The sequence below is a fragment of the Actinacidiphila sp. bgisy167 genome (assembly GCF_965342175.1).
GTDB lineage: Bacteria > Actinomycetota > Actinomycetes > Streptomycetales > Streptomycetaceae > Actinacidiphila.
In genome coordinates, this window is record NZ_CBDRBL010000201.1 from 1 (window position 1) to 1,391 (window position 1,391).

General features: G+C 64.8%; 2 protein-coding genes and 1 pseudogene. 1 reads left to right on the forward strand and 2 read right to left on the reverse strand.

Annotation, left to right across the window (positions count from 1 at the left end; all coding sequences use genetic code 11):
* Positions 1 to 289: 289 nt before the first annotated feature.
* On the reverse strand, positions 290 to 922 hold the full coding sequence (locus ACRWND_RS30755) for a class I SAM-dependent methyltransferase (RefSeq protein ID WP_431955248.1): 633 nt from the start codon (positions 920 to 922) through the stop codon (positions 290 to 292).
* A 186-nt stretch (positions 923 to 1,108) separates the two neighbouring features.
* On the opposite strand from ACRWND_RS30755, the pseudogene ACRWND_RS30760 reads away from it, so the two are divergent.
* Positions 1,109 to 1,282 (forward strand): annotated as a pseudogene (locus ACRWND_RS30760) (site-specific integrase); the annotation flags it as partial.
* On the opposite strand, the gene ACRWND_RS30765 reads toward ACRWND_RS30760, so the two are convergent.
* The coding region (locus tag ACRWND_RS30765; RefSeq protein WP_431955250.1) for a hypothetical protein at positions 1,210 to 1,391 on the reverse strand (182 nt) is incomplete at its 5' end. The pseudogene ACRWND_RS30760 and the gene ACRWND_RS30765 sit on opposite strands and share 73 nt — an antisense overlap.

Genomic DNA, 1,391 nt, shown 5'->3' on the forward strand with positions numbered 1-1,391 from the left:
GCCGGTGAAAGCGACACCGAAGCGAGCCGATTTTCGGCATCTGAAAGCTCTGCGTCGTACAAGTGAACATTCTTTGAACGGCACTGCCAGGGGCGTCGATTCATGCTGCCCGTGATTCCCCGTGATTTCCCGTGGTTCCCCGCACATCCCTGCCCGACGTGGCAGGCATGTGGCACACCCCCCTCGATGCGAACCACCGAGTCAGCCGCCTTCCCGCTCCGCGGACCACGGTGGTCGAAACCTGCAGTTGATGCGGGGCGGAGCAAAGGGGAAACACCACGTGGTCCCGTCAGCCGTGGTTGCGAAAGACGAGCAGATAGCGCCAGAAGAGGAGCCTGCGGATGTTGCATCCGGGCAGCAGCACCGCGGCTTCCCGGCGGATCTCGGCCAGGGGCATGGCCGGCTGTCTCACCGGCACCTTCACCCGTTCCCTATGAGTCGCAGCAGAGACAGAGAGGATCTTGTCCCTCACCGCGACAGCCAGTCTGGCGACGGCGTTGACGGGCACAGCTGCCAGGCTCCAAGCCCAGTCGAGCCGGGTCTTCTCCGGAAAGCACCCCAAGATCACGAGGACCCCGCCGGGCGCAAGCGCGTCACGCAGTGCGGCGACAGTGTCGAACGGCATGTGGTGAATGCTGGCGAGGCACGAGATGAAGTCGTAATGCGCCTTGGGAAATTCGACTTCAGTCACGTCCGCGTGCTGGAAGCGCGGACTCCGGTCACTGGTCATCCGGCCGGACAGCGCGCGAGCCTCCGCGATGGCCTCCTCCGACGGATCGATCGCATCGACCTCTATGCCCAGGCGAGCGAGCCGACGCGCGAACTGGCCGGTCCCGCACCCCACATCCAGTGCCGCACCGCAGTTCCGCGGCACCTGGCGCAACAGCAGACGGTGATAGTGGTCGTTGTGATCAAAAGGCATGGCCCCGACCCTGCCACAGCGGACGCACTCGGCCTCACCTTCCACCATCAACACCCTTGCGGTGATCTGCGTCATACCAGCGGGTCCGGAATGCAACACAAGCCGCTGTCATCGTCGCGAACGCGGCGCCAGCAGCGGACCTGCTCAATGGCAACACGCACCCGACCGCACACGGCCTCTGCGGACACAAGGCATAGCAGCGTCTCGCTGCTGTCGGACTGCGGTGTCCCGCTGGAGGAGATCTCCGGCCTGGTCGGCCACTCCGGTACGGCAGTCACCGAAGAGGTCTACCGGAAGCAGATCCGCCCCGTGATCCAGACGGGGGCGGTCGTGATGGACGGCATCTTCAAGCGCGATCCGAAGCCGTGGCAAGCAAGGATGACTTCGTCGCGCGCCCAATCCGGGTTCTTGACGGCCTTGACCTGGAAGCCGAGGCGCTTCAACCAGGCGGCTGCGTGATCCTGGCCAC

Excerpts from the sequence above, each read along its gene's own strand:
- ACRWND_RS30755 (WP_431955248.1), bottom strand. The coding sequence starts at position 922 with ATGCCTTTTGATCACAACGACCACTATCACCGTCTGCTGTTGCGCCAG.